17 protein-coding genes and 3 pseudogenes are annotated in these 25,809 nt (G+C 62.2%); 8 read left to right on the top strand and 12 right to left on the bottom strand.

The features are described from left to right. The first annotated feature begins 264 nt into the window (after positions 1 to 264). The gene (locus V5B40_RS19075) at positions 265 to 1,062 is read left to right on the top strand and encodes a hypothetical protein (RefSeq protein WP_332355976.1); all 798 of its coding nucleotides are present in this window, start codon (positions 265 to 267) and stop codon (positions 1,060 to 1,062) included. Positions 1,063 to 1,097: 35 nt separating this feature from the next. Here the strand turns inward: V5B40_RS19075 and V5B40_RS19080 are convergent, their stop codons facing one another. Beyond that, the gene (locus tag V5B40_RS19080) at positions 1,098 to 4,559 is read right to left on the bottom strand and encodes a class I SAM-dependent DNA methyltransferase (protein ID WP_332355977.1); all 3,462 of its coding nucleotides are present in this window, start codon (positions 4,557 to 4,559) and stop codon (positions 1,098 to 1,100) included. An 80-nt stretch (positions 4,560 to 4,639) separates the two neighbouring features. Here V5B40_RS19080 and V5B40_RS19085 point away from each other — a divergent pair, with 80 nt between their 5' ends. From V5B40_RS19085 to V5B40_RS19095, 3 genes are read left to right on the top strand one after another with little or no spacing between them, the layout of a single operon-like run. Then, positions 4,640 to 4,798: a hypothetical protein gene (locus V5B40_RS19085; RefSeq protein WP_332355978.1), complete on the top strand. Its 159-nt coding sequence runs from the start codon at positions 4,640 to 4,642 to the stop codon at positions 4,796 to 4,798. 58 nt (positions 4,799 to 4,856) lie between these two features. Continuing rightward, positions 4,857 to 6,017: an acyl-CoA dehydrogenase family protein gene (locus tag V5B40_RS19090; protein ID WP_332355979.1), complete on the top strand. Its 1,161-nt coding sequence runs from the start codon at positions 4,857 to 4,859 to the stop codon at positions 6,015 to 6,017. Between the two features lie 10 nt (positions 6,018 to 6,027). After that, on the top strand, positions 6,028 to 7,206 hold the full coding sequence (locus V5B40_RS19095) for a CaiB/BaiF CoA transferase family protein (RefSeq protein WP_332355980.1): 1,179 nt from the start codon (positions 6,028 to 6,030) through the stop codon (positions 7,204 to 7,206). Between the two features lie 69 nt (positions 7,207 to 7,275). Here the strand turns inward: V5B40_RS19095 and V5B40_RS19100 are convergent, their stop codons facing one another. Next, positions 7,276 to 8,154: an amidohydrolase family protein gene (locus V5B40_RS19100; RefSeq protein ID WP_332355981.1), complete on the bottom strand. Its 879-nt coding sequence runs from the start codon at positions 8,152 to 8,154 to the stop codon at positions 7,276 to 7,278. Positions 8,155 to 8,294: 140 nt separating this feature from the next. Continuing rightward, on the bottom strand, positions 8,295 to 9,092 hold the full coding sequence (locus tag V5B40_RS19105) for a PEP-CTERM sorting domain-containing protein (RefSeq protein ID WP_332355982.1): 798 nt from the start codon (positions 9,090 to 9,092) through the stop codon (positions 8,295 to 8,297). 693 nt (positions 9,093 to 9,785) lie between these two features. Between V5B40_RS19105 and V5B40_RS19110 the strand changes: the two are divergent. Continuing rightward, a pseudogene (locus tag V5B40_RS19110) lies at positions 9,786 to 10,478 on the top strand (tyrosine-type recombinase/integrase); the annotation flags it as partial. Positions 10,479 to 10,517: 39 nt separating this feature from the next. On the opposite strand, the pseudogene V5B40_RS19115 reads toward V5B40_RS19110, so the two are convergent. Continuing rightward, a pseudogene (locus tag V5B40_RS19115) lies at positions 10,518 to 11,051 on the bottom strand (IS1595 family transposase); the annotation flags it as partial. Between the two features lie 22 nt (positions 11,052 to 11,073). On the opposite strand from V5B40_RS19115, the pseudogene V5B40_RS19120 reads away from it, so the two are divergent. Then, a pseudogene (locus V5B40_RS19120) lies at positions 11,074 to 11,328 on the top strand (transposase); the annotation flags it as partial. A gap of 111 nt (positions 11,329 to 11,439) precedes the next feature. Here the strand turns inward: V5B40_RS19120 and V5B40_RS19125 are convergent. The 8 genes from V5B40_RS19125 to V5B40_RS19160 form a co-directional block, all read right to left on the bottom strand. After that, positions 11,440 to 12,924: a mannitol dehydrogenase family protein gene (locus tag V5B40_RS19125; RefSeq protein WP_332355983.1), complete on the bottom strand. Its 1,485-nt coding sequence runs from the start codon at positions 12,922 to 12,924 to the stop codon at positions 11,440 to 11,442. 69 nt (positions 12,925 to 12,993) lie between these two features. Beyond that, positions 12,994 to 13,878, bottom strand: a complete 885-nt coding sequence (locus tag V5B40_RS19130; protein ID WP_332355984.1) for a carbohydrate kinase family protein — start codon at positions 13,876 to 13,878, stop codon at positions 12,994 to 12,996. A 94-nt stretch (positions 13,879 to 13,972) separates the two neighbouring features. Next, the gene (locus V5B40_RS19135; protein WP_332355985.1) at positions 13,973 to 15,742 is read right to left on the bottom strand and encodes a purine-cytosine permease family protein; all 1,770 of its coding nucleotides are present in this window, start codon (positions 15,740 to 15,742) and stop codon (positions 13,973 to 13,975) included. 125 nt (positions 15,743 to 15,867) lie between these two features. Continuing rightward, positions 15,868 to 17,199: an ABC transporter substrate-binding protein gene (locus V5B40_RS19140; RefSeq protein WP_332355986.1), complete on the bottom strand. Its 1,332-nt coding sequence runs from the start codon at positions 17,197 to 17,199 to the stop codon at positions 15,868 to 15,870. 256 nt (positions 17,200 to 17,455) lie between these two features. Continuing rightward, positions 17,456 to 17,986, bottom strand: a complete 531-nt coding sequence (locus V5B40_RS19145; protein ID WP_332355987.1) for a GNAT family N-acetyltransferase — start codon at positions 17,984 to 17,986, stop codon at positions 17,456 to 17,458. Positions 17,987 to 18,108: 122 nt separating this feature from the next. Continuing rightward, complete coding sequence (locus V5B40_RS19150) at positions 18,109 to 18,738, bottom strand: TetR/AcrR family transcriptional regulator (protein WP_332355988.1); 630 nt, start codon at positions 18,736 to 18,738, stop codon at positions 18,109 to 18,111. Between the two features lie 75 nt (positions 18,739 to 18,813). Further along, on the bottom strand, positions 18,814 to 20,871 hold the full coding sequence (locus V5B40_RS19155; protein ID WP_332355989.1) for an NADPH-dependent 2,4-dienoyl-CoA reductase: 2,058 nt from the start codon (positions 20,869 to 20,871) through the stop codon (positions 18,814 to 18,816). Positions 20,872 to 21,079: 208 nt separating this feature from the next. Continuing rightward, a complete protein-coding gene (locus tag V5B40_RS19160) occupies positions 21,080 to 22,915 on the bottom strand; it encodes a PHA/PHB synthase family protein (protein ID WP_332355990.1) in 1,836 nt (611 codons plus the stop codon). 453 nt (positions 22,916 to 23,368) lie between these two features. On the opposite strand from V5B40_RS19160, the gene V5B40_RS19165 reads away from it, so the two are divergent. Both V5B40_RS19165 and V5B40_RS19170 read left to right on the top strand, forming a co-directional pair. Next, positions 23,369 to 24,280, top strand: a complete 912-nt coding sequence (locus tag V5B40_RS19165) for a DUF4338 domain-containing protein (RefSeq protein WP_332353155.1) — start codon at positions 23,369 to 23,371, stop codon at positions 24,278 to 24,280. Then, entirely contained in the window at positions 24,277 to 25,797 is a 1,521-nt protein-coding gene (locus tag V5B40_RS19170) for a transposase family protein (RefSeq protein WP_332353156.1), read from the top strand. Before V5B40_RS19165 ends, V5B40_RS19170 begins: the two co-directional genes overlap by 4 nt. Positions 25,798 to 25,809: the final 12 nt, after the last annotated feature.

A 25,809-nucleotide genomic window follows, 5' to 3' on the forward strand; every position in this document is an offset into this window, starting at 1 on the left:
ACACAAAGTCAGCTCGCCTCTCGCCCGGCAAAACGGCTGGCCCCTGTGGTCATGGGGGCTACGGCAAAGCACACCCGCTCCGCGGCCGAGCTAGTATACTCGTAGCCCGCTTGCCATACGGCGGGCGAGAAGCAGATGCTAGTCAGCTGGCGCGAAGTTTTCGCTGCCCGCATTTTGCGAGCAACGGCCACCTACCGGGGGGTGCGACCGAGAGGCTCGTCAATACATTTGCTTGCGCTGGTTTCAGCTGGGGAGTTGTCCATAGTGGCCGATACGACAGGGAGTGGGAAAACCGCACAGGAACTGCCGCCAAAGGCTTCGCTTGCCGTCGAGTTGACGGATGACGTGGTCAAGCTGGCACCCGTGGCAGAAGGGGTCGAAACGGAGTTGTCGCGGCTTCCGAAGGCCGTCGAGAAAGTGCCCCACGAACTGGTCAAACTCCCCGCAACAGTGGTCAAGGAGCTACCAGTCGAGCTGGGGTCGACGGAAGCCTACGTCGAGGCGAAGTTGCCGATGATCGAGGCGCTGCCTTTGCCGGACATCCTGTTTGGTGGCGGGGTTCTCGTCGCCGTTGTCATCCTGCAGGCCATCGGCATGCGTCTGCTTGTCGGCCGCTTCGACAAGCGCGCCCAGCGCATCGAGCAGCGTTCGGGTTGGTGGAGCGTTGACCTCTTGCTTGGCTTCACCGTCTTCAGGATGCTCGGTTTGCACCTGATGTCGATCATTCTCTGGTCAGCGGCCCTCGTGTACGGCGGGATCATGCCGGTATGGGCTGCCGCTGCACGTTTCGCGGCGCTGTCCTACACCACGCTTGGCACCCACCGGGTGCTGTCCGATGAGTGGTACATGCTCTCCCCGATCATCGCCATTTCGGGCATGTTCACCTTCGCCTGGACCGCCAGCGTGCTGGTGAACATCGTCGGCAAGTGCAACGAACTTCGCGCGCTGGCCCGCGAAGCGCGACATCAACGGCGTGACGCCAGGAGCCACGCCACGGTTACCGTGCCACCAGGCGACCCGGCGGCAGGAGTATCCGGGGCCGGCGCATCGAGAACCTGGTAGTAGCGAGCGCCGCGCGCATTGAGTGCAACGCTGGACTAGCCGGCGCTTGCCAGTAGCGCTCCCTGACGGCGCACGCGACCGAGCGCTTCGAGCGTGTCGACGATCTGCGACAGGCGTTTTTTCCATGCCCCTTTGCCGGTGAAGCGTGCGGCCAGCTCGGCTTCCGAAAGCGGTACAGCTGCGGCTGCCAGGGCGTTGGCGACGGCGGCGACCTGTTCGGGCAGTGCCGCCGGCCAGGCCTGGCGTGCGCTGGGACTTGCCGGCACGGCGGTGGCCAGCGCAGCCTGTTTAACTGCCGGATCGTCGATAGCCAGCGGCGACTGGCTCGCCACGGCGGCCGGGTGCTGGTATTCCGGCCGCAGCCAGCGCACCTGGCCGCGCCCTTCTTCCGCCTCACGTTCGGCGTTCAACGCGACCAGGCGCACGAGCAGGGTTTCGCTGGCGGCGTCTTTCTGCTCCGGGTCGGGCAGTGCGGTGGTGAGGTCGTTCCAGCCGTAGGCGTCGAGGACTGCGGCGTCGAGTTCTTCATGCAGGGTCTTCAGCACGCTTACCAGGCCCTGCTCGTGGATGGTTTTTTCCCTGGCGCTGAGCGCTTCGCCGCTGCGCAGCTTTTCGAGGACGTTGTACATGCCGGTCAGGGTCAGGGTAGCGTGGGCTTCCTGCTGGTGCTTGCGATGGGCGTCGAGTTGTTCGGCGAGGTCGCGGATGCGGGCGGCTTGCTCGGGGGTAGCGGCGGGGAAGGGGAAGGGCTCGAAACAGCGAGAGTTGTTGTACCGTGGATCATTACCCATCCCCAATCGCCCACCAGCTGCAAATGACCAAAGCACATGTGGTGCAGAGGAAAGAACTCCGAGAATGTATGCGTTCGCGGCTGCGACGACGACCAATCCCTGGTCTGGAAGGATTCCAGCGTCGATCCACTGGAATGTTCGGTGCTTAGCCGTCATGGGCGTCGCAATGTAACGTGAAAGGCTAGAGGCTGCGGCTCGTAGATCAGGTCGCGCTTCGGCGAAAAGCCACCATTTTTCTCGGTATGTCGCTCGCTGAGACTGATCACGCTCTGGCTTTACTCCATCCAAAACGCGTTGATATGAGGCGGGAAACAACGTACGTGCCTCCGCTTCTGGTAGTCCGAAGAAGTCTATTGCGTAGACTCCGCGCGGCCTGTCGGTTAGATCCTTGCCGTTACGTAGTGGTTTGACGGCGGATGGCTCGACCTCGATCAACGGGTCATCTGGCTCAATCCAGAATCCGGAGCCCATTAGCGTTACACCACGGAAACACAGCGATTGATTGGAGATCAGCCTTGCTGCCGCTGCGACATTCGCGCCTATCCGCAAGTCGGCGTGCAACAGCCCCACTTGGTCCTGCAGTTCAACTTCCAGGCCTTCGCCCTTGCCTTCGTGCTCGGCGGTCACGCTGAGCAGCCGGCCTTCGCCGCTGCCCGGCACTCCGACGGTCATCGCGATGCGCACGGCGGCACCGTCGGCACTGTCCACCCACGGGTGGTCGGGGACTGCGAAGGCGAGCGATACGCCTTTATCGAGCGCAGCCTGCACCACGCGACGGTTGAAGGTCTGCTTGAGGCTGTTGGTGGTGATCAGGCCGAAGCGGCCAACCTTGCCCGTCGCGACGAGTTGCGCGGCGTGGTGCCACCAGAACATCACCAGATCGGCGGATTCGGGAACCTCTTTCCAGGTCTTGCGCAGCGCTTCGACGTAGCCGTCGCCGAGCGCGGCACGCATGCCGCCAGCGCCGATGAACGGCGGGTTTCCGACGATGTAGTCCGCCTGCGGCCATGTCGCCTGGCGCGGGTTGATATAGCGCTGCAGCGGCGTGCGGGCGTTTTCGTCGGGCACCTGCTCGCCGGTGACCGGGTGCGTTTTCGTGGTCACGCCGTTCCAGCGGCTGACCGGGACGCCGCGCTCGTCGACGACGGTTTCGATGCCATCGCAGGCCAGCACGGCGTCGCGGCATTCGATGTTGCGGAAGTCCTTGAGGATCGGTTGCGGCGGCAGGCCGCTGCCGCTGGTGCGGAAGTGCCATTGCAGGTAGCCGATCCAGAGCACCAGTTCGGCGATGGCGGCGGCGCGCGGGTTGAGTTCGAGGCCGAGGAACTGCTGCGGGTCGACGGTCAGCCCCTCGGCTTCGAGACGCTGCTGGCCGCGCCCGAAAGCGTGCAACTGGTCGAGCACTTCGCCTTCGAGGCGCTTCATGTGTTCGAGCGTCACGTAGAGGAAATTCGCCGAGCCGCAGGCCGGATCAAGAACGCGAATCTGGCACAGGCGGTGGTGGAAAGCGTCGACCTCGGCACGCGCGGCGTCGAGCCTGCCTTCGTTGGCGAGTAGCAGGGCCGCCGCCTGGACGTTGCGCCATTCGCCGCGCAGCGGCTCGACGACGGTCGGCAGGACCAGGCGTTCGACGTAGGCACGCGGCGTGTAGTGGGCGCCGAGCGCGTGCCGCTCGCTGGGCGTCAGTGCGCGTTCGAGCAGGGTGCCGAAGATCGCCGGTTCGACCTGCGTCCAGTCGGCGTGCGCGGCCTGCAGCAGCAGGCCGATCTGCTCGCGATCCAGGGCGATGACTTCCGGCTGCTTGAAGAGCTTGCCGTTGAAGCGCGGCAGCGTGGCACGCAGGACGACGGAGAAGCCGCCGATGTCCATCTCGCGCCACAGCGCGGCGAGCAGCGGCACGAATTGCTGCGGATTGTTCTGCAGGGTTTGGAGCAAGGTGGTGAAAGCGCCCTGGCCATTCTCCCGGGGCAGCAGGCCGACATCTTCGGCGAACATCGAGAACAGGCAGCGGGTGAGGAAGCCGGCGACCAGTTCGGGGTGATGGCCGGCGCCTTCGAGCGTGCGGGCGATGCGTGCCAAGTGGCCGGCGATCGCGCGCGTGACGCGCGCCGAGACGCGCGTCGGGTCCAGCGCCAGCGGGTCGCGCCACAGCATCTGCAGGCGCTCGCGGATGCCGGGCTCGGCGAGGTCGGCGAGTTTGATGCGATGCGAGCGCGGGTCGGGGAAGGGGGTGTAGGTGGCGCCGGAGCGTGTGAAGTCGGCGTACAGTTCGATGACGTGGCCGACATCGACGACGACCAGGAACGGCGGCCGGCCCTCGTCGGCGGGCAGCGCGCGAGCGTAGCTTTCGGCCTGGCCGCGCGCCCGCTGCAAAGCATCGTCGAAACCCTTGCTGGCAGCGACGAGGCGGATCTTCTTGGCTTCGAGAACGAAATGGCCGCGCTTGTAGCAGTCGATGCGCCCGCTCGACGAGCTGCCGTCGCCGTGGCGAAAGCTGACGCGGCGCTCGAAGACGTAGGCATTGTCGCGGCTATCGTCGTGTGCCGGGTCGGGGGAGGGGACGTCGAGCAGCCGACAGAGGTCGGTGACGAAGAGCTGATAGTTGGCCAGCTCGGAACCGTCGGCCGCGCGCCAGCGGGCGACAAAGGCGGCGGCAGAGTCTGCGGCAGCGGCGTCGGCGCTGCCGCTTGGGCTGGGGTCGGTCATGGGCCGGGATTATGACATGGAGGATGACGTTGCGGCGCGACAGCAGGCACGCGCCTCCTCGCAATGACGGTGGCTGGGGGATGCTGGCCTTGCTGCAGCCACCCGCCAGCGCCGCGCCGCTGTGGCTGTTCGGCCTGGCGCAACTGTTGTTGCTGGCGGTGTTGCGGACGCCATCTGGTTCACGCAAACCCTGCCACGAAGCCCGTCCAGCAGCAGCCTTGCCCCGCGGCAGCGTCTGAAGCACAATCTGGCCGCTGCTTGCAGGCGGCCATTCCCCCAAGAAACCACGAGGTCTTCATGCTCGACACCCCCGACGAATACCAGGAAATCCGCGCTGCCGTGCGCGACCTCTGCAGCCAGTTTCCGGACGCGTATTTTCGCCAGATCGACGCGCAGCGCGGCTATCCCGAAGCTTTTGTCGATGCGCTGATCGGCGCCGGCTGGCTGTCGGCGATGATTCCCGAGGAATACGGCGGCTCGGGCCTGGGTCTGACGGCGGCGAGCGTGATCATGGAAGAGATCAATCGTAGCGGCGGCAACGCGGCAGCCGTGCATGGCCAGATGTACAACATGGGCACGCTGCTGCGCAGCGGCAGCCGGGCGCAGAAAGAAAAATACCTGCCGGACATCGCTGCCGGCAAGCTGCGCATCCAGGCGATGGCGGTCACCGAGCCCGGCGCCGGCACCGACACCACGCGCATCAAGACCAGCGCCGTGAAAAAGGACGGCCGCTACGTGGTCAACGGCCAGAAAGTCTGGATTTCGCGCGTCCAGCACTCGGACCTGATGGTCCTGCTGGCGCGCACGACGCCACGCGCCGAGGTGACGAAGACGTCCGCAGGGATGTCGATCTTCATCGTCGATCTGCAACAAGCCATTGGCAATGGTTTGCGCGTGCAGCCGATCGCCAACATGGTCAATCACGAAACCAACGAATTGTTCTTCGACAATCTGGAGATTCCCGAAGAGAATCTGATCGGCGAGGAAGGCCGGGGTTTCAGGTACATTCTCGACGGCCTCAACGCCGAGCGCGCGCTGATCGCCGCCGAGTGCATCGGCGACGGCTACTGGTTCGTCGAACGTGCCAGCCGCTACGCCCGCGAGCGCGTCGTCTTCGACCGCCCGATCGGCCAGAACCAGGGCGTGCAGTTTCCGATTGCCGACGCATTTATCGAAGTCGAGGCGGCCAACCTGATGCGCTTCAAGGCCTGCGCGCTGTTTGACGCGCAGCAGCCCTGCGGCGCCGCGGCAAACATGGCCAAGTACCTCGCCGCCAAAGCCTCGTGGGAGGCGGCCAACGTCTGCCTGCAGACGCACGGCGGCTTCGGCTTTGCCACCGAGTACGATATCGAGCGCAAGTTTCGCGAGACGCGTCTCTACCAGGTGGCGCCGATCTCGACCAATCTGATTTTTTCCTACGTCGCCGAGCACCTGCTCGGCCTGCCGCGCTCGTTCTAGGAAGCCTGCCATGCGCCCGCTCGACGGCATCACCGTAGTCACTCTCGAACACGCCATCGCCGCGCCCTTCTGCACCCGCCAGTTGGCTGATCTTGGCGCCCGCGTGATCAAAATTGAACGACCACATACCGGCGATTTTGCGCGTGCCTACGACGAGCGCGTGCGTGGCCTGGCGTCGCATTTCGTGTGGACCAATCGCTCAAAAGAGAGCCTGACGCTGGACGTCAAGCACGCCGAGGCAGAGGCGATCCTGCACAAGCTGCTGGAACAGGCCGACGTGCTGGTGCAGAACCTGGCCCCCGGCGCTGCCGCGCGTCTCGGCCTGTCGTACGAAGCGCTGCGCGAACGACATCCGCTGTTGATCGTCTGCGACATCTCCGGTTATGGCAGCGACGGGCCGTATCGCGACAAGAAAGCCTACGACCTGCTGATCCAGAGCGAGTCCGGCTTCCTTTCGGTGACCGGCCTGCCCGATGCGCCGGCCAAGGCCGGCTGCTCGGTCGCCGACATCTCAGCCGGGATGTACGCGCAGAGCAACATCCTGGCCGCGCTACTGCAGCGGGGAAAGAGCGGGCGCGGCTGTCACATCGAAGTGTCGATGCTCGAAAGCATGGTCGAGTGGATGAGTTATCCGCTGTACTACGCTTTTGACGGCGCGGCGCCACCGCCGCGCGCTGGCGCTGCGCACGCGACGATTTTTCCCTACGGTCCGTTTACCGCCGGTGACGGCAAAACGGTGATGCTCGGCCTGCAGAACGAGCGCGAGTGGCAGGTCTTTTGCGCGCAGGTGCTCGAATCGCCAGAGCTGGCCAGCGATGCGCGCTTTTCGTCGAACTCGCGGCGCACGCAGGCGCGTGACGAGCTGCGCGCACTGATCGACGAGGGCTTCGCGCGGCTCAGCTCGGAGCAGCTGATCGCCAGGCTCGACGCCGCGCAGATTGCCAACGCGCGCATGAACGACATGCACGACGTCTGGGAGCACCCGCAGCTCAAGGCGCGCGGCCGCTGGACCGAGGTCGATACCCCGTCGGGCCCGATCCCGGCCCTGCTGCCACCCGGTCAGGTCGATTCCTTCACGCCGCGCATGGATGCCGTGCCGGCGCTCGGGCAGCACAGCGACGCGATTTTGCTGGAACTCGGCTGGAATGAGGCCGCGATCGAGCGGCTGCGGGCGGTGGGGGCGGTCTGAGCGCCGTGGCGCAGCCGCTGCGCCGAGTGCCCGGGACTGGCCAAAGTGCTGCAAAGAGTAAGCGTGGTCTCACTGCGCTTTCACCGCTTTCGCTTTCGCCGCTTTCCCGAAGAGTCGTTCGGCATTACGGAAGGCGATTTCCTTTGCCACCTCGTCGGGCAGCTGCTGCAACCATTCCCGGTACGCAAGCATGATGCTGCCGTAGTTGTCCCAGCGTTCGTTCACCCACGTATCGGAGCCGATCAGGAAGCGCTCTGGATACTTTTCAAACAGGCGCCGCCATTCGGGCGTAAGTTTCCCGCCTTCGGTGATCCCGTAGCGGTAGGACAGTTCGCACCATAGATTGGGATAACGCTGAAGATAGGCTTCGACCTTGGCCGGTTCGGTGGAAAAGCCGGTGTGCGCCCAGATGATTTGCGCCTTTGGACTGTGCCGGTAGAGAATCTCCAGGGCTTTGTCGTCGGCGTGGGTGTGCAGATAGAGATTGTGCTTAACAGCGAACTCGACGGTCTTTTTGACCTGGGGTGCTTCAGCGGCGCGGCCTGAGAGATGAAATTCGCCGATGCCGCGGTAATAGCCGCGCTTGAAGTCGGTGGCAATCAGTTCTTCCGTCTGCGGATCGTTCATCCATGTCTGGACGTCAGGGCGTATCCGGTAGGGACGAATGATTGGCACTACCCACAGGTCTTTCGGCTGTGCCTCATAGAGCGCACGCGTACCGTGATTTGGGCGACTCGTAGCGAGGATGCCGGTGACCTCGTTTTCCCGGAACAAGGCCAACACTCTTGCGAGCGGCAGATGCGGCACCGGCTCCCAGTTGTAGTGCAGATGCGCATCAAAAGTAGGGAGGGCAGCGTGCCTAGTGACGGTGCCGGCGCCGTATGTTGGGGCCGAGCTTCCCAGTGCGAACCAGAGCAGCAGAAAACACAGGCAACGAATCCGCTTCATGGCGACCTCTCGCGATTCTCCCGCGAGGGGCGAAGGGCGCTTCGTGAGCGGCTTGCGCGACTTTCACATTAAGCGACCGACACGCGAAAATGCGAAAGGGAGCCGAAGCTCCTCTTTCTCAAAATAGAACCAGCGCCCGCTCAGAGTTTTTGGCGACGTCCGATGGCGAGACCGGCCAGTCCGAGGCCCAGCAAAGCCAGGGAGCCCGGCTCCGGAACGTCGCTGGAGGTGCATCCGGGCGCAGTCGGATTCGCGCTGCAGAAGTCCACTGCCGTATCCTGCACGCCAACCGTGAAACCGTTCCAGTACTCATTCGAACTGCTGCGCCACGTGACCGTATCGAACGTTCCCAGGAACCGAAGCGCACCATGAGGTTCGCTTCCACCGGCATTGTTGCTGTTGAGCTGGTACTCAAAATTACCCCCGCCAAGATCGACGACGACCTTGCTGGCACCGCCGCAACCCCAATAGCCGCAATCGTTGCCATCGACACCACCGAGGCTGAGCAACTCAAAATCCCGGTTGAAGGCATAACCGTTGACGTTGAGGCTGACGAACGCAAATACCGGGTTGGCGATCGCCTGCGAGAAGTTCAGGGTCTGCGACCCCCTTGTACTCAGGGCGACGATGTCGTTATCAGTCGGGATGTTGTCCACGGCATCACTGGTGTATGGCGACGTCGCCGGATTCCTTCCGGCTCGATTGTTCTGCCAATAGTCGATGCCACCGCTCGGCTGATAGAAGCCGATGCCCTGCGCATTCGTGTAGGTCACAGTGACGGATGAACTACCCGTCGTGATCGTCCCTTGTGCCTGAAAGCCGGTTCCGGGATCCAGGTCGTCGCCAGTCCAATCGGTCCAGAAAATCGGGGCTGCCGAGGCAGCACCGGAACATAGAGCGATGGCCAATGTGCCTAAAGCACGTGTAGTCTTTTTCATGTGAGTTTCTCCAAGTCAAGGCAATATATTGACACATTTGGAGATAAGCAAAACTCGTGCCAATAACGTAACAGGCGTAATGTTTTCTATATGCGACAAGCACTTAGAGCATGCTACTGTGGTCCGTTCGATAGCGCTGGCGAGACTCATGTAAAGGAACCCGACACATCCGTCAGGCAGGCAGAAATGAGAAAGTATGGGGACGCCACGGCTTCAAGTGCGTGCAGATCGCCAACCCCTTGCATCCGAACTCAGGCGAAAACAGCCTCAAAGTCAACTTTTGGCAATATGCGAATGGAATTGTGGCAGTCGTTAGCCCCCGGCGGACTTGCCGGTGGCGTAAACGGCTCTACTCGCTGGGTCGGGAGCCGAAATGCGCGGCTATTAGATGCAGCCGTTGGTGAACGACAGCTTTCTGGACTCGGTGAATGATGACAGCGGCCTAGCTGTGGGGATTTGTCATACGGCAGGTCTCGAAGAACAGCGGTCGCTCAGATGGCGGCTTTGTGGAAACGGTGTGCGGCAGCAATTGGCCGTTATGAACATCTATCCATAACGGCCATTATGCATAGCTCGTAGTTGGACGAAGCCGCTACGCGGAGGAAACCGCGGCCCTGCAGTCGTGTTGAAGTCAAGATGTCACCTCGCCCCTCATCCGAGGGATGTTCATGATGAATGCGAGGTTACCGCAAGATGGAAGACATATCCGCTGTCGCAACGACGAATTTTGACACGAACTACGAGCTGCACCAGAAGCACCTGACGCTCAAGGGCTTGCAGCCGAAGACGATCGAGGCGTATTCACGCGCCATCCGGCGGGTGGGAGGCTACTTCGCTCATCAGATCGACGATCTGAGCGAGGCCGACCTGTTGGATTACTTCGCCGACCTGCGTGAGACGCACGCCTGGAGTTCGGTCAAGCTCGATCTGTACGGGCTCAAGTTTTACTACGAGCACGTGCTGAAGAAGCCCTGGGTGGCACCCGGCCTGATCAAGCCGCCGCGCTCACAGCGCCTGCCGGACATCGTCACGGTCGAGGAGACCGAGCGGATTCTTTTGGCTACGCAGGTGCTCAGTTACCGCGTCTTCTTCTTTACTCTCTACAGTCTCGGCCTGCGCCTGGGTGAAGGCTTGCGGCTGACGGTCGCCGACATCGATGCGGCGCGGGGGCGCGTGCATATCCACGATGCCAAGGGCAACAAGGATCGCCTGGTGCCACTGCCGACGGCCACCTACCAACTCCTGCGCCGTTTCTGGCAGCGCCACCGTCATCCCGTCCTGCTGTTTCCCAATCGCCGCGGTGGCTCGGCGGGCGCACGCACGGCCAGAACACCGCTCGACCGCGGCGGCGTTCAGAAAGCACTGAAAGCGGTGGTCGAATCCTGCGGGCTAAAAAAAACATGGCTCATTATGTGTTTCGGGTTGTTAGCTGAGGAGCAACCCCAAGAGGGATTCGAGAAGTCGCTTTCCGCGATTTTTGGCGTTGTGAACGAACTCGAAGAAGCCGAGGTAGAGAGGAAGACTTTCCTGGGAGATGCCGCGGTGAGGCCGCAGCCAGGAGCGCAGCAAGGACCAAAAGCCCTCGATGGTGTTGACGTGAACCTCGTGGAAGCCGTCGCCGTCTTCATCGCGGGCGTACTCGCGGGCGCTGTGGCAGACGGTCTTGTGATTGTAGCCCCACTCAGGCAGGCGGCCGTAAATGTCATACTCGTCGGTCAGCACTAGGGTGCCCGGCGCGATGGTGGCCTGGATCAGCGGTTGTATCATGACTTGGCGGACGTTTTCGAGCATGCGGATGACGACTTGACCGCCGCGCTGGATCATGCCGAAAACCGGAGGCTTCTCCTTGGCAAGCGTGCCGCGACCGCGAGCCCCCTTCAGGCGGTTTCTGCGGCCCTTACGGTGTTTTTTTACTGCCAAAGGATGTCCCTTGTGCCCCGCCACCACATTCCGCCGATCAGGCTTGGCCGAGCAGGTTGTGATGCTGCCAGCCCCCTGCAAACAGGACGCGCTCGACTACGAAATCGCCGCCACGCCGAGCGAAGTTCGCCTCATTCGCCAGGTGTTCGGCCACAAGGTGCGCGTCCTCGTCACCTCGCTCCTCGGCATGAACGCCTTCCCCGCCGCCGCGTTCGGCGGCCTCTATCACTCTCGGTGGCGAATCGAGGAGGCGTTCAAACGGATCAAGCACCGTCTGGCACTGGAGCAACTCTCGGGCATGTCCTGGCTGGCCGCACAACAAGACTTCAGCGCTAAAATCCTCGGCGACAATATTAATGCTCTGGCCGTCCACGCCGCCAGTGAATCTCTCCAAGGGGTTCATGTGTGGACGGCCTCCCTTCGCTGCTTACAGCAGCTTTTTCATCCTCGCCGAGATGTCGGGGTTTTCATAGAGGGCTTCGATCATTTCCGAATACACCGCCGTGAATGTTTCGTCGCCGATGAGATCGCCGAAGATGGGTTCCAGCTTGAGGAATGACAGCGTGTCATCCGAAGTCCCCTTTGCGGCTTGATGCAACTCGTCCTTCATGGCGTCCACGATATCGAGCCGCGCGCCGTGTCGGTCGACGCCCTTGTCGCTATAGAAGCACCACGCGGCGACGACCAGGGCGGCGAATTTGATGCTGCCGCCCCGCTCCAGATTTTCGGTGATTGTCGGGACCAGGAATACCGGCAGCTTGGCTGAACTTTCCAGACAAATTCGTGCCACGCTGTCCTTGATGTTCGGGTTTCCAAAGCGCTCGATCAGACTGTCCTTATAGGCTTCCAACTCGACGCCCGCAACCGGATCCAGCACCGGCGTGGCCTCGACATCCATGAACCGGCGCACATAGGTTGCAAAAAGCGGATCCGCCATGCAGCCGTCGATGGTCTTGTGTCCGTGGATCGAACCGAGCATCCCGAGGACCGAATGCCCGGCGTTGAGCAAGCGTATTTTCATTTTCTCGTACGGCGTGACGTCGGGAACAAACTGCGCCCCGACTTTTTCCCACGCCGGCCGGCCAATGGAAAAATCGTCTTCGATAACCCATTGGGTGAACGGCTCGCAGGTGACCGGCCATTGGTCCGCCAATCCCATTGCGCTACGCAGGTAGGCGATATCCTCCGGCGTTGTTACGGGCGTGATCCGGTCCACCATGGCATTCGGGAAGCACACCTCGCTCTCGATCCAGCGCGCGAGATCGGCGTCCTGCTTGTGGGCGAACGCCAAAAGCATCTTGCGCGTCATGTCGCCGTTGTGCTGAATGTTGTCGCAGGACTGAATGGTGACGGCCGGGAGCCCCAAGGCGCGGCGTTTCTTGAGCGCGGCGGTGAGATAGCCGAACACCGTTTTCGGGCTGGACGGATGTTCAAGATCGTGTCGCACATCGGGATTCTCGAAGTCGAACTCGCCCGTGGCGGGGTTGAAGTTGTAGCCTCCTTCCGTAATCGTCAGCGAAACGATCTTGGTGTCCGCGCTGGCCATCCTGTCGATGACGGCGCCGGGATCGTCGCAGGCGAGCATGAAATCGATGAGTGAACCGATAACGCAGGTTTCGATCGTTCCCTGGGGATGCTTCACGATCAAGGTGTAGAGATAGTCCTGCGCTTTCAGGATATCGCCGATCTTGCGGTCTGCATCGCGCAGGCCGACGCCGCAGATGCCCCAGTCGGACGCATCGGAGTCGCTCAGCAGCGCGTCGGTGTAATAGGCTTGGTGCGATCGGTGGAATCCACCGACCCCGATATGGACGATGCCGGCTTTGACTTTGCTCCGGTCATAGGATGGACGAGCGATTTCGTCGGCGAGGCGGTGAAGGTTTTCCTGCTTGAGTTGAACGGGTTCCGTCATGACAAACTCCCTATGAGCCTTATCGTTATTTTCTCAGGCTATTTGTTGAGCGCTTTGGTCTGATGTCGCTCACAATGTCTTCAGATCTTCGGGCAGCAACGGGGTTGCACCCTTCTGCGAGCAGACAAACGAGGCGACCCGGTTGGCAAACGCATTCACTCTGCTCAGCGGCCAGTCCTTCAGCACGCCCATGCAGAGCGACGCCGTGAATGAGTCCCCGGCTCCAACCGAGTCCACCGCAAGTCCCGCCACTCCCGGGGCGACGTCTACTTCGTCGCCTCGTACCAGCACGCTTCCATCCGGACCGCGCGTGTAGGCCACCAGCGCCAGGTCAAACCGTTCACGCAGTTCATTGAGTTGATCCATTACATCGCCGCGCAGGCCGAAATAGCCGGCCAGCACCGGAAGCTCTTCGTCGCTGAGCTTCAAAATCGACGCGAGCCGTAGTGAGTCCTCAACTTGCTCCTGCGAAAAATAGGACTGGCGCAGATTCACGTCGAAAATCTTCAGCGCCGCCTCCGGCATCTGCCGCAAAAAGGCGTGGATGCTTGCGCGCGAAACCGGCGAGCGTTGCGAAAGCGATCCAAAACACACGGCATTCAGGGTCGCCGCCAGCGCCTTGAGGTCGCTGGTGAACGCAATATGATCCCATGCTACATTCTCGACGATCCGATAGGAAGGTTTGCCCTCATCATTCAGGGTCACCTGCACCGTTCCGGTAGGGAAGCTGTCGCTTTCCAGGACATAGCTGGCGTCCACCCCCATTTCCCGAAGCTTGTTGCGAAGGCCCAGTCCCAGTTCATCTGTCCCCACGCAGCTCACCGGATAGGCTTTCGCGCCGAGCTGGTAACAATGGAACGCAAAATTGGCCGGGGCGCCGCCGAGACGCTTGTGCTGTGGAAACACATCCCAAAGCAACTCGCCGATTCCCGCCACTGTAAATCCCTTATTCATCCCCTCTCCTTGAACCATCCGTCCTCAACGCATCGAGGCGCCAGCGCCGACATTGCGGGCGTCACCCCACCCCGGTCGCTGTGGCTTCGCGTCCTTAAACTGCGGGCTTTGCCACCCCCGGCATCGCGGATCTATGAAGCGCCTTCGAACGCTGCAAACCCCAGTAGGCAAAAACAAAGTAGATGAGCGTGCACCAGATGGTCAGGTCATAAAACAACTCACGATTGACGTAGTAGTCGTAAAGATCCAGGCTGTTGAACAGGACACGCCATGCGAGAATAGCCGGCAGTACCAATCCGATCAAAATCCACACCGCCCGAATTACTTTGGTCAAAACGGACGTGTCTTTGACATGTATATGGTGTATATGGCTTTCCTGCACCGCCAATTGGGCATGATACTCTTCGACTTTTCTAGCGAATTCCTGCTCTCGTTTCTCGGCTTCAGGATAGCTCTGATCAGCGCCGGCCTTCTTCGCCAAGATGGTGTAGAGGATGATCGAGAGAGCCCAGGTTGGCAGGAACAGATAGACGTACGGGATGATATTCAGGAAGTCCAACCCAAAGCCGAACACCAGGCAGATCGCCCAGGTGATCAGCGCCGGCTTGTTGTCCTTGACGCCTTTCAGGCGGTGCCAATTGGTCTTGTAGCCGAGCCGGGGGAAGATGAATTGTTCGGCGAATACCATGCCGCCGATCGACACAAGGACAAGTCCCGCGTAGGCAATAAGTGGCAGGATGCTGCGGAAGATGAACGGGAAACAGCTGCCGATCACCACCACGGTCCCGACGGCAAGCGTGACTTTTTGGCGTGCGACGTTAGGGAATACCGCTTGAGCCGCGAGACCTGCTCGATAGAGGTTGGGGTTGGCCGTTGTCCATCCCGCGATGATGACGATCACAAAACCGGTGAGACCCAGCGCGTAATAGGCAACATCACCGGGGTCAACAACAGCGATACTCAATTTCATGATCGCCGCCGTCGCCGCCCCCATGAGCGCCGCAGAAATCCAGGCGATGTAGTGGCCGAACATCATGCCGGTTGCGGTACACAGGCCATAGATCGGTTTCTTAGCGTAGCGCAGGAGCGCCATGTCAATCAGGCCAAAATGCGCAAAAGTGTTCGCCGCCCAGGCGAAGCCGATCACTTCCCACAATCCGATGCCGGGTTCCCCTTGAGCATTGATGCCGGTAAACACGGTCGTTCCCGCCAAACTCACGAAATCCGAGAAACTCGCCAAAGTGGTGTAGCCGGTCAGCGCTTCGTTCAACGCCGGGATCAGCACCATGCCGCCCGCCGTGAACATCACCATCAGCCAGGGTGTGCAAATGGTGCCAAACTCGGCCACCACATTGAAACCATAATAGGCCACGACCACGGCGATCACGCTTGCTGAGGCGGCAATGATTATGAAAGACATGCTGGTGGGATACGGGTAGATCTGTGGAGGAATGTCAAAGAGCACCCGAATCGCCGTCGCCGACACGGTGATCATAGCGGCCGAGATGGCCACGAAGATCAGCACATTGGCACCGTTATAGAGCCGCGAGAACAGCTCACCCATGTTGTAATCGAGATAGGTGTAGAGACTGAGCCGCGTTTTCACCGCGACCTGCGCGGTGATGAGCCAGAAGCTCAGCACGGCCAGCGTATTGCCGATGAGCAGCCCGATCAGAATGTCCTGGATCGTCGCGCCCATGGCCACGAATGCGGCGCCAATGACGAATTCGGTCGCAGCAACGTGTTCGGAACCATAGAGGCCCAGGAAGTGAGCGGCGCCATGCAGCCTGTGCTTGGGCACGGGTAGTTGTTCGTCGTCAATTTCCGCTATTAGGCGTTCAGGATCAAAGGTGGTGTGAGTCATTTTTCCCTCCAGCACTACTGGTGTTCTAGGTCGTTTCAATTCAGTAGAAGTGATAGGCGGTCAACCATCGCCCACCGTCCGCATCCGGGCATGCCATGTGAGGTAAGTGGTGGATCGCGGAGGCGCTATTGAGCGGCATGGCCTCCTTCGAGGAAGCGGGCGCGCTCCATGACCTTCCCAGTCACCCACTGGGCGTTGCCAAGTGCTTCATCGATCGGGATCGCTCCCGACAGTGCCGCTGCGAAGCGGTTACCCACCGCGGTGCCGATGCTCTGGAACTCCGGGATGGCGACAAACTGAATTCCGGTATAGGGGACGGGTTCGACGGTCGGATGGTTCGGATCGGCTGCCTGGATCGACGCGAGCGTTAGCCTGGCAAAGGGCGCCGCGTCGAGATACGCCGGGTTTTCATAAAGCGACCGACGGGTGCCCGGAGGTACGTTCGACCAGCCTTCCTTCGACGCGACCAGTTCCAGGTAGTGCTTCGAAGTGGCCCAGGCCACGAATTTTTTCGCCGCATCCTTGTTGACGGAACTCTCGGGAATTGCCAGCGCCCAGGCCCAGAGCCAGTTTGCGCTCTTGCCCAGGCCTTTGTCCGGCGCGAGCGCGAAGCCCACACTGTTGACCACAGCAGAGTCCGCGTTGGTCACGAACTGGCCAGCCGAGGTCGCGTCGATCCAGATCGCGCACTTGCCTGCCCGGAACAGGGCCAGGTTTTCTTTGTAGCCATTGGCTGAAGCGTTTGGCGGGCCGACTTCATTCATCAGTTCGACGTAATCGGTGATCGTCGCCTTCCATGCTTCTCCGTCGAACTGCGGTTTCCAGCTCATATCGAACCAGCGAGCGCCATAGGAGTTGGCCATGGCCATGAGGAACGCCATGTTCTCCCCCCAGCCCGGCTTGCCACGCAGGCAAATGCCATAAACCTCATTGCTCTTGTCGGCCAGCTTGCGGGCAGCTTCCTTGATGAAATCCCAATTCGGCTTTTCGGGCATATCGAGCCCAGCTTTCTTGAACAGATCGGTGCGGTACATGGTGAATGCAGACTCGCCGTAAAACGGCACGGCGTACATCTTGCCCTTGAACGACAGGCCCTCGCGGATTGGCGGCAGGATATCATCGGGGTCGTAGTCCGCCGGCAAATTGTCGAGCGCCACAAGCCACCCTCGCTCAGCCCAGATGGGGGCCTCGTAGGTGCCAATTGTCAGCACGTCGAACTGGCCGCCGTTGGTCGCAATGTCGGTAGTGACGCGCTGGCGTAACACGTTCTCTTGCAGCACCACCCAGTCGAGCTTGATCTCGGGATGGGTTTTTTCGAACGCCTCAGAGAGCCCCTGCATCCGGATCATGTCGCCGTTATTCACGGTGGCGATGGTGAGCGTGGTTTCGGCCCGTGCCAACGCTGAGCAGGCGAGTAAGGCCGCCGCTGTCAACGCGGCCGCAATTCGAATAGTCATTTCCGCCCCCTCGCTGCTTAAGATGTTGAATGTGCTTTAAGGTGCTAATGAGTCTGCGTCTGTCCATTCTACGTCTGTCAGCGCAGCACTTGCAAACCGACTCAGCCTGGCGTTTGCAAGCGGATACACCGAACTGAGAGAAGATCGGCTGCCAAGGCTGTGACGTACGCTGGAGCGCCATGAATCCGGAGTGTGGCTCAAGTGCGCGAAGCGTGGGCAGCGGTTGGAATGAGCTGTCCATGATTGGCGCACTGGTTCACTGTGGCGCTTCAATCCTGTAGAAGGCGTAGTCGTGTGCGACGCCGTTCGCTTCGACTCTGGCCTCGTGCGACAGTTGGCCGCCGATCTTTTCCATGGCCCTGCGCGAACGGCGGTTGTCGCGGCCGATATGGAACCAGACGGCTTTCGCGAACAGGAAGGCGTGGCCGAGCATGAGTTGCTTCATTTCGCGGTTGCTGGTTCCCCCCCAATGACTGCGGGCAAGGAAGGTATAGCCAATGGTCACCTCCCTGGCGTCGGGATTCCAGTCGTAGTAGCGGGACGAACCGATCACCGCGCCTGACTGATTGTCGATAGCCACCAGCGCACCGCCGGAGGCGAGGGCGCTGGCAAAGAAGCCTGCAAAGACTGCGCGTTGATAGCGCAAGGGCTCCGGATGCTGCTCCCAGATCGCGGGATCAGACGCGGCCGCGTAGAGCGGCGCGAAATCACCGGCTTGCAGGGGACGAAGGGAAATTCTTTCGCCGATAAGTGTGGGCTGCAGATCGAAGTCTGGCGTTACGTTCATGTGTGCTCGTGGCGTGAAAGTCGCGTTGGCTGATCGAAAGTCGAGAAAACGGCTATGGCGAGAAAGTGGCGCTGGACTGCCGCATCGCTGCGCTCCTCGCAGTGACGGAGGGGCGGGGGTCGTCAACATGGCACTTGGGGCGTGCCTGTTGCTGGCACCGTTGGTCGCGACTCGCCGAGCAGCAACGCCACCGCGCTATCGGCGAGTTCATCGAGCGACAGCTTTCCGTCCGGGCGATACCAGTGTTTGGACCCGTTGAGCATGCCGAAGAGCAGCAGCCGCACCGGCGCCGCCGCCGAAGCGAGCTTGCCGCTGTGCTGCAGTTCGTCGAGGGTGGTCTGCCACGGCACTTGATAGCGGTCGAAAGCGGCGGCGATTTCGGCGTGCGCGGCGGCGTCGAGGGCGCGTGTTTCGCCGAGCAGCATTGGCGCATGGCATTCACCTTCGAGCAGGGTGCCGAGGTGAGTGCGAACCAGGATGCGCAGTCGCTGTTCGGGGTCGGTGATGCCGTCGATGGCGGCGAGCAGGCGCGCGTAGCCGGCGTCGAGTCCCTCCACCATGGCCGTCTTGAGGAGTTCCTGTTTGCTGCGGAAGTGGTAGAAAGGGCTGCCCGAGCGCATGCCGACCGCGTCGGCAATGTCGCGCGTGGTGGTGGCGTCGAAACCTTTTTCGACGAACAGTCGGGCGGCTGCGCGCAGCAACTCGGCGCGGCGATTGGGCTCGAGCCCGGCTTCTGCTTTTCGCCTGGGCATCGGCTCAGGCCCGGGCGTCGCGGCGCAGCCGGCGTGCACCGGCTTGCCGGAGATGCTTGTGCGGGCGAGCCATTATCACAGCGCCGCGGCGACCCGCGTGCCTTGATCGATGGCGCGCTTGGCGTCGAGTTCGGCGGCGACGTCGGCACCGCCGATCAGCGTCACCGGAATGCCGGCGGCCTGCAAGGGGGCGAGCAGTTCGCGGCGCGATTCCTGTCCGGCGCAGACGACGATGGTGTCGACCGGCAGCGTCGTCGCTTTGCCATCGACGGTGATGTGCAGGCCGGCGTCGTCGATGCGCTCGTAGTTCACGCCACCGATCATCTGCACGCCGCGCTTCTTGAGCAGGGTGCGGCGAATCCAGCCGGTGGTCTTGGCCAGGCCGTCACCGACTTTCGACGACTTGCGCTGCAGCAGGAAGACCTGCCGCGGCGCCGGCTCATCGAGCGCCGGCTTGAGGCCGCCGCGATGCGCGTAGCTCGGGTCGATACCCCATTCGTCATTGAAGCGTTCGCTTTCGCTCCGCTCGTCGTGTGCGTGGGTCAGAAACTCACCGACGTCGAAGCCGATGCCGCCGGCGCCAATGATGGCCACGCGCTTGCCGGCCACTTTGCGGCCTTCGACGAGGTCGACGTAGTTGCTCACCTTGTCGCTGTCGATGCCGGCGATGGCGGGCTGACGCGGGCTGATGCCGGTGGCCAGCACGACATGGTCGAAGCCGCCGGCCTTGAGCAGTTCGGCATCGACGCGCTGATTCAACTGCAGGGTCACGCCGCTGGTTTCGATGCGCCGCCCGAAGTAACGCAGCGTCTCGGCGAAATCCTCCTTGCCGGGAATCCGCTTGGCGATGTTGAACTGGCCGCCGATCTGGTCGGCCGCTTCGAACAAGGTGACCGCGTGGCCGCGTTCGGCGGCCGTGGTGGCGCAGGCCAAGCCGGCCGGCCCGGCGCCGACGACGGCAACTTTCTTGCGTGTCAGCGCCTTCTCGATGATCAGCTCGGTTTCGTGGCAGGCACGTGGATTGACCAGGCAGCTGCTCAACTTGCCCTTGAAAATGTGGTCCAGGCAGGCCTGGTTGCAGGCGATGCAGGTGTTGATCTCGTCGCTCCTGTTGGCCGCCGCCTTGTTGACGAAATCGGCATCGGCCAGGAAGGGGCGAGCCATCGACACCATGTCCGCGCTTGCCGAGGCCAGCACCTCCTCGGCGACTTCCGGCGTGTTGATGCGGTTGGTGGTGATCAGCGGGATGCTCACCAAACCCTTCAGGCGTTTGGTCACCCAGGCGAAAGCGGCGCGCGGAACCATGGTGGCAATGGTCGGGATACGCGCCTCGTGCCAGCCGATCCCGGTATTGATCAAGGTCGCGCCGGCCGCTTCGATGGCTTTGGCGAGTTGCACCACTTCGTCCCAGCTGCTGCCGCCTTCGACCAGATCGAGCATCGACAGGCGGAAAATGATGATGAAGTTCGGGCCGACTTTCTCGCGTGTTGCGCGCACCGTGTCGACCGCGAAGCGGATGCGGTTTTCGAAAGCGCCGCCCCACTGGTCGTTGCGCTTGTTGGTTTGCTGGGCGATGAACTGGTTGATCAGGTAACCCTCGGAGCCCATGATCTCGACGCCGTCGTAGCCCGCCGTCTGAGCCAGCTGAGCGCAGCGCACGTAGTCACCGATGGTCTTGCGAATGCCCCACTCACTCAGCGCGCGCGGCGTGAAGCGGTTGATCGGCGCGCGCAGCTTCGACGGCGCGACGTTCAGCGGGTGGTAGGCGTAGCGGCCGGTATGCAGGATCTGCAACGCGATCTTGCCGTCGGCGGCATGCACGGCCGCGGTGATCAGGCGGTGCTTGCGCACCTGCCAGGGAAAACTGAGCTGCGAACCGAAGTGGTAGACCCGCCCCGCCAGATTGGGCGAAAAACCGCCGGTGACGATCAGCCCGACGCCACCGCGGGCGCGTTCGGCATAGAACGCGGCCATGCGCGCGAAGCCGTTCTGTTCCTCTTCGAGCCCAGTGTGCATCGAGCCCATCAGCACGCGGTTCTTGAGCGTCGTGAAGCCCAGATCGAGCGGGGCCAGCAAGTGAGGGTAGGGGGAAGGCGGTGGGGAAGGCGCGACGGTGCCGGTGCTCAGGTTCATGGAGTGGGTTCCGGAAGATGGCAAGAACGTGCTAAGAAAGCAAGCGCTTGGTTATTGTTCCGGAAACAAGGGGAGATTGCAAGCGCGGCGCCGCTCGACCAAACAAGGCCACCAAGGCCCGGTAGATTGATGGAAGCCCGCCAGCAACGAAGAGGCTCCTGGTCTCGTCGTCGACGTTCTGCAGGTGCTGGCGGCCGAGGGATGCCGGCTACTTCTGCAGCACGTAGGTTCCCGGGCTGTCGCACAGCGGCGGGTAGCCCTTGTCGGCAGCACCCATGCTCGGTGGCGCTTCGCTGCCTGATGAGTGTCGCGTCAGCCACTGCTGCCACACCGGCCACCACGAGCCGGCGGTGCTCGGGGTACGTTCTTTCCAGGTTTCCGGGTCGATGCAGCGGTCGCCTTCGTGGCAGACGCTGAGCTGGAAGGAGCGGCGTGGGTGGCCGGGTTCGTTGATGATGCCGACGTTGTGGCCGCCGCTGGTGAGGACGAAAGTCAGTTCCGTGGCATCGCTTTGCAGGTGCAGTTTGTAGACCGAGTGCCAGGGGGCGACATGGTCGGCGACGGCGGCAACGGCGAAGATCGGGCAGTGAATGTCGCTGATCGAAATGGCGCGGCCTTCGACCATGTACTTGCCTTCGAAAAGTTCGTTGTCAACGTACAGTCGGCGCAGCAGCTCGGAGTGCTGGCGATAGGGCATGCGCGTGCCGTCGGCGTTCCAGGCCATGAGGTCGAACATCGGCTCGCGATGTCCGAGGTAATATTCGCGGACCATTTTCGACCAGATCAGGTCGGCGGACTTCAAAACCTGGAAGCCTCCGGAAACCTGCTTGTGATCGAGGTAGCCTTTCTGCCACATCATGTCTTCGAGCAGGGTTACTTCGCTGGCGTCCATGAAAACGTTGATTTCGCCGACTTCGGTGAAATCGGTCATGGTGGTGAATAGGGAGACGCTGGCCAGGCGGTCGTCGCCGTCGCGGGCCATGGCTGCGGCGGTGATGATCAGCAGAATACCCCCCAGGCAGTAGCCGACGCCGTGGATCTTGCGCCCGGGTTGCATCTCGGCGATGGCGTCCACCGCAGCCAGCGTGCCGTGCCGGCGGTAGTCTTCCATGCCCAGATTGCGGTGTTCGGGACCCGGGTTGAGCCAGGAGATCATGTACACCGTATGGCCGTGCTCGACGAGGTACCTGACCAGCGAGTTGTGCGGCGAGAGGTCGAGGATGTAGTACTTCATCATCCACGCCGATTGCATCAGTACCGGTTCGCGCTGAACGGTGTCGGTGCTCGGTGAATATTGAATCAGCTCGATCAGGTGATTGCGGTAGATCACCTTGCCGGGGGTGATGGCCAGGTTCTCTCCAACGCGGAAGGCTTCCACCCCGGCGGGCGGCTCGTCGCGCAGCGAACGCCTGAAGTCCTCACGGTAGTTGCTTGCGCCGCGCGCCAGATTGGCGCCGCGCTCCGTGAGGGTTGTTTCGGCGATCTCGGGGTTCAGGAAGGGGAGGTTGCACGGCGCAGCCATGTCGAGGATCTGGCGGGCGGTGAACGAAACCGAGGCCTGATTGTGCTTCGCAATGCCGCGCACGTCGGTGGTGGCGTTGTGCCACCACTGCTGATTGAGCAGGAAGCCCTGGTAGATGACGTTGTAGGGAAAGCGTTGCCAGCCGGGATGGTCGAAACGGTGGTCGCCGCGAAGTGGTTCGATGCACGGCTCGGCGTTGCCGGCGATTGCCGAAGTCAGGGCATAGCTGCCCAGACGCATCGCCTTGCGTATCGCCTTGGCGCCCAGTTGAAACTGTTTCCCGGGTGAAGAGGCAAGGTGCACCGTCCAGTCGAGGTAGGCCATGGCCAGTGACGCTGGTGAAACGCCACCGCACAGTTTGCCAAGCGCGATGTTGGTCATGCGGTCGATATCTTCCAGCGCGCTGGACTCGAGCGTGTGGCGATCGCTGAGGCGGCGGGAGAAGCCGGCGGGCGGTGGGGCAGCGTCGTTGGCGCCGGGCTCAAAGAGGGGCTGTATGGATTGCTTCGGATTCTCGCTCATGGGGTTTCGTCCAATGGATGCCAGAGTGCCCCTCAGTCTGTGCCACGAAGCGCTTCGGCCAAAGCGAAAATGCTAAGGCATCGGGCCTTTGGCGGACTGATCCAGGTCAACTTTTGCAGGCTGCTTTCCTGGATCAGCGCGCGCAACGCCTGCGGTCGGCTGGCAGCACTGGTTTGCACTGGCCGCTGTTGGCACGGGACGGCGGTGATTGGGTCAGGGTGCTGGCAGAAACCAGGTCGGCGGCCATCACAGCAAGCGCTTTGCTCTCGGAGTAGCTGACGCGTAAGCGCAGAGCAGACAGCGCTGAAGCATGACGACGCCGGCCCAGTAGTGGCAAGGCGTTGCGGTGGGCAGGCAAAAAAAACCTTCGCACAAGAGGGCTAGACGGCCGGGCGGACTTCTGGCAGGATAGGTGGAGCGTAATCAATCTGCGCTTCAGTCGGAGGTTTTGCGATGCTTGCAACGAGTGCGGGGGAATGGGTGCACTGTGGTCGCGTGTTCAGCGCGACGGAGATTGCCGAGCTCTGCGCGACGGTCGCGTGGCTGCCGGGATTGGCACGCAAGGAGTTGGCGGCGACGGTGTGCGAGCACCTGGGCTGGACGACCCTGACGGGGACGGCGAAGATCAGCGCCTGCCTGGATTTCCTGGAGCGTTTGCAGGCGGCCGGATTGCTGGTACTGCCTGCGTTGAGGCCCTCGCCGCCGCGCCGTTGCGCGCCGCCATCGGCATCCGCCGCCCCAGTCGCCCCCGTTGCCGAGCCGGCGGTGCACTGCGCCCTGTCGGCGCTCGCGCCGGTGTCCCTGGCAGTGGTTCGCGACGCGACCCGGGTGGCGCAGTGGGATGCGCTGGTGGCGCGCTGGCACCCGCTGGGTTTCCAGGGGGCCTTCGGTTACCGGCTGCGCTACTTCATCAAGGCGGGCGAGCGGCGGCTGGGCTGCGTCCTGCTGTCCGGTGCTGCCCGCGCGGTGGCCGTGCGCGATCAGTGGATCGGCTGGACGGCCCAGGCCCGCCGCGAGAACGTGGCGCGGGTGGTGAACAACAGCCGCTTCCTGATCTTTCCGCACGTCCGCGTACCCCATCTGGCCAGCCATGTGCTCGGGCAACTCGCGCGCCGCGCACGCGCGGACTGGCTCGAGCACTGGGGCTTCGAGCCCCTGCTGCTGGAGACCTTCGTCGATCCGCGTCACTATGCCGGCACCTGCTACCGTGCCGCCGGTTGGCAGTTGCTTGGGGCAAGCAGCGGGCGCGGGCTGGCCCGCCCTGGCCAGTCCTATCACAGCACGCCCCGCCAGGTGTGGGTCAAAGCGCTGACCTCGGATGCTTGCGCCGCGCTGTGCGCCGCGCCGGGGAGCCCGCGGTCATGAGCAAACCTTGCCGTCGCCCGACACGCGTGGCCATCAAGAAACTGCGCTCGGAGAAGAAACGGCAGGAGAAGGTACTGAACGCGAAGCTGCGCGCAACGGGACAAGTCCCCCACTCAGCCGCTCCATTGCCCAACAGAAGCTCGGCCTTCGCGACCGTCGACGAGGAACAAAAGGCCCGCGAGGACGCCGTGAGCAAACAGATGCGCCTCCTGCGCAAAGAGCTGCCCGCCTTGCTCGCTCAACTGGAACAAATTCCCGACCCGAGAGATCCCAAAAAGCGCCGGCACAAGCTGACCGTGCTTCTGCTCTACGGCTTGCTGATGTTCGTCTTTCAGTTCTCTTCCCGGCGCGAGACCAACCGCGAAATATCCCGTCCCCAGTTCATGACCAACCTGCAGCTGCTGTTCCCGGAGATCGACACCCTGCCACACGCCGACACCCTGTTTCGGCTGTTGCGCGACATTGACCTTGAACAGCTCGAGCAGGCCCACGTCGATCTGGTGAAGCGGCTGATTCGCGGCAAGAACTTTCGTCGCTATCTGATCGACCACTGCTATCCGATCGCCATCGACGGCTCACAGAAGCTCGCTGGCGACACCCTCTGGACGGAGGAACTCCTGCAACGTACCGTCGGCAAGGACGAAACCCGTCACACTCAGTACTTCGTCTACGTCCTCGAGGCCAGCTTTGCCTTCCACAACGGCCTGGTCATCCCACTGCTCAGCGAGTTCCTCGAACACGCGCTGGGCGATACCGAAGCGCAAAAGCAGGACTGCGAGCTGCGCGGCTTTGTGCGCTTGAGCGACCGGCTCAAGACGCTGTTCCCCCGCCTGCCGATCCTGCTCCTGCTCGACGGCCTCTACGCCAACGGGCCGGTGATGCGGCGCTGCTTGCGCGCCCACTGGCAGTTCATGATCGTGCTCAAGGACAAGGATTTGTCCACGGTCTGGCAGGAGTTCCGCGCGCTCCACGCCCTGAAGCCACAAGCCGTGCAGCGCGGTTGGGGAAGACGCCGACAACACTTCAGCTGGGTCAACGACATCGACTACGCCTTCGCTGCCAACGGGCGTCAGCGTCTCAAGCTGAATCTGGTGGTCTGTGAGGAAAGCTGGGAGAAGATCGATGAACAGGCCAGGACCGTCACCGAAACATCGCGCCACGCCTGGCTCTCCAGCCAACCGCTCAGCCAAGACAATGTCCATGAGCGCTGCAACCTCGGCGCCCGCCACCGCTGGGGCATCGAAGCGGGCTTCCTCGTCGAAAAACATCAGGGCTACCACTACGAGCATGCCTTTGCCCTCGACTGGAATGCCATGAAAGGCTATCACCTCCTCATGCGCCTGGCGCATGTGTTCAATACCCTGGCACGCTTCACCCGACAGCTACGCGATCTCTATCAGCAACTCGGCGTGCGCGGTGCCATCGCCTTTATCCGAAGCTCCTGCGCCGCCCCCTGGCTCGACCCAGCACGAATCCGCGCGCTCCTCGCCGCTCCATTCCTGCTTCAACTTGAGTGACCTCACACAGGC

The organism is Candidatus Accumulibacter meliphilus (assembly GCF_036625345.1).
In the GTDB taxonomy this organism is placed as follows: Bacteria; Pseudomonadota; Gammaproteobacteria; order Burkholderiales; family Rhodocyclaceae; genus Accumulibacter; species Accumulibacter meliphilus.

Coding starts and splice junctions, on each gene's coding strand:
- V5B40_RS19160 (WP_332355990.1), bottom strand. CDS start 22,915: ATGAGCGAGAATCCGAAGCAATCCATACAGCCCCTCTTTGAGCCCGGC.
- V5B40_RS19095 (WP_332355980.1), top strand. CDS start 6,028: ATGCGCCCGCTCGACGGCATCACCGTAGTCACTCTCGAACACGCCATC.
- V5B40_RS19145 (WP_332355987.1), bottom strand. CDS start 17,986: ATGAACGTAACGCCAGACTTCGATCTGCAGCCCACACTTATCGGCGAA.
- V5B40_RS19105 (WP_332355982.1), bottom strand. CDS start 9,092: ATGAAAAAGACTACACGTGCTTTAGGCACATTGGCCATCGCTCTATGT.
- V5B40_RS19135 (WP_332355985.1), bottom strand. CDS start 15,742: ATGACTCACACCACCTTTGATCCTGAACGCCTAATAGCGGAAATTGAC.
- V5B40_RS19170 (WP_332353156.1), top strand. CDS start 24,277: ATGAGCAAACCTTGCCGTCGCCCGACACGCGTGGCCATCAAGAAACTG.
- V5B40_RS19100 (WP_332355981.1), bottom strand. CDS start 8,154: ATGAAGCGGATTCGTTGCCTGTGTTTTCTGCTGCTCTGGTTCGCACTG.
- V5B40_RS19090 (WP_332355979.1), top strand. CDS start 4,857: ATGCTCGACACCCCCGACGAATACCAGGAAATCCGCGCTGCCGTGCGC.
- V5B40_RS19125 (WP_332355983.1), bottom strand. CDS start 12,924: ATGACGGAACCCGTTCAACTCAAGCAGGAAAACCTTCACCGCCTCGCC.
- V5B40_RS19130 (WP_332355984.1), bottom strand. CDS start 13,878: ATGAATAAGGGATTTACAGTGGCGGGAATCGGCGAGTTGCTTTGGGAT.
- V5B40_RS19140 (WP_332355986.1), bottom strand. CDS start 17,199: ATGACTATTCGAATTGCGGCCGCGTTGACAGCGGCGGCCTTACTCGCC.
- V5B40_RS19165 (WP_332353155.1), top strand. CDS start 23,369: ATGCTTGCAACGAGTGCGGGGGAATGGGTGCACTGTGGTCGCGTGTTC.
- V5B40_RS19155 (WP_332355989.1), bottom strand. CDS start 20,871: ATGAACCTGAGCACCGGCACCGTCGCGCCTTCCCCACCGCCTTCCCCC.
- V5B40_RS19150 (WP_332355988.1), bottom strand. CDS start 18,738: ATGCCCAGGCGAAAAGCAGAAGCCGGGCTCGAGCCCAATCGCCGCGCC.
- V5B40_RS19085 (WP_332355978.1), top strand. CDS start 4,640: ATGCTGGCCTTGCTGCAGCCACCCGCCAGCGCCGCGCCGCTGTGGCTG.
- V5B40_RS19080 (WP_332355977.1), bottom strand. CDS start 4,559: ATGACCGACCCCAGCCCAAGCGGCAGCGCCGACGCCGCTGCCGCAGAC.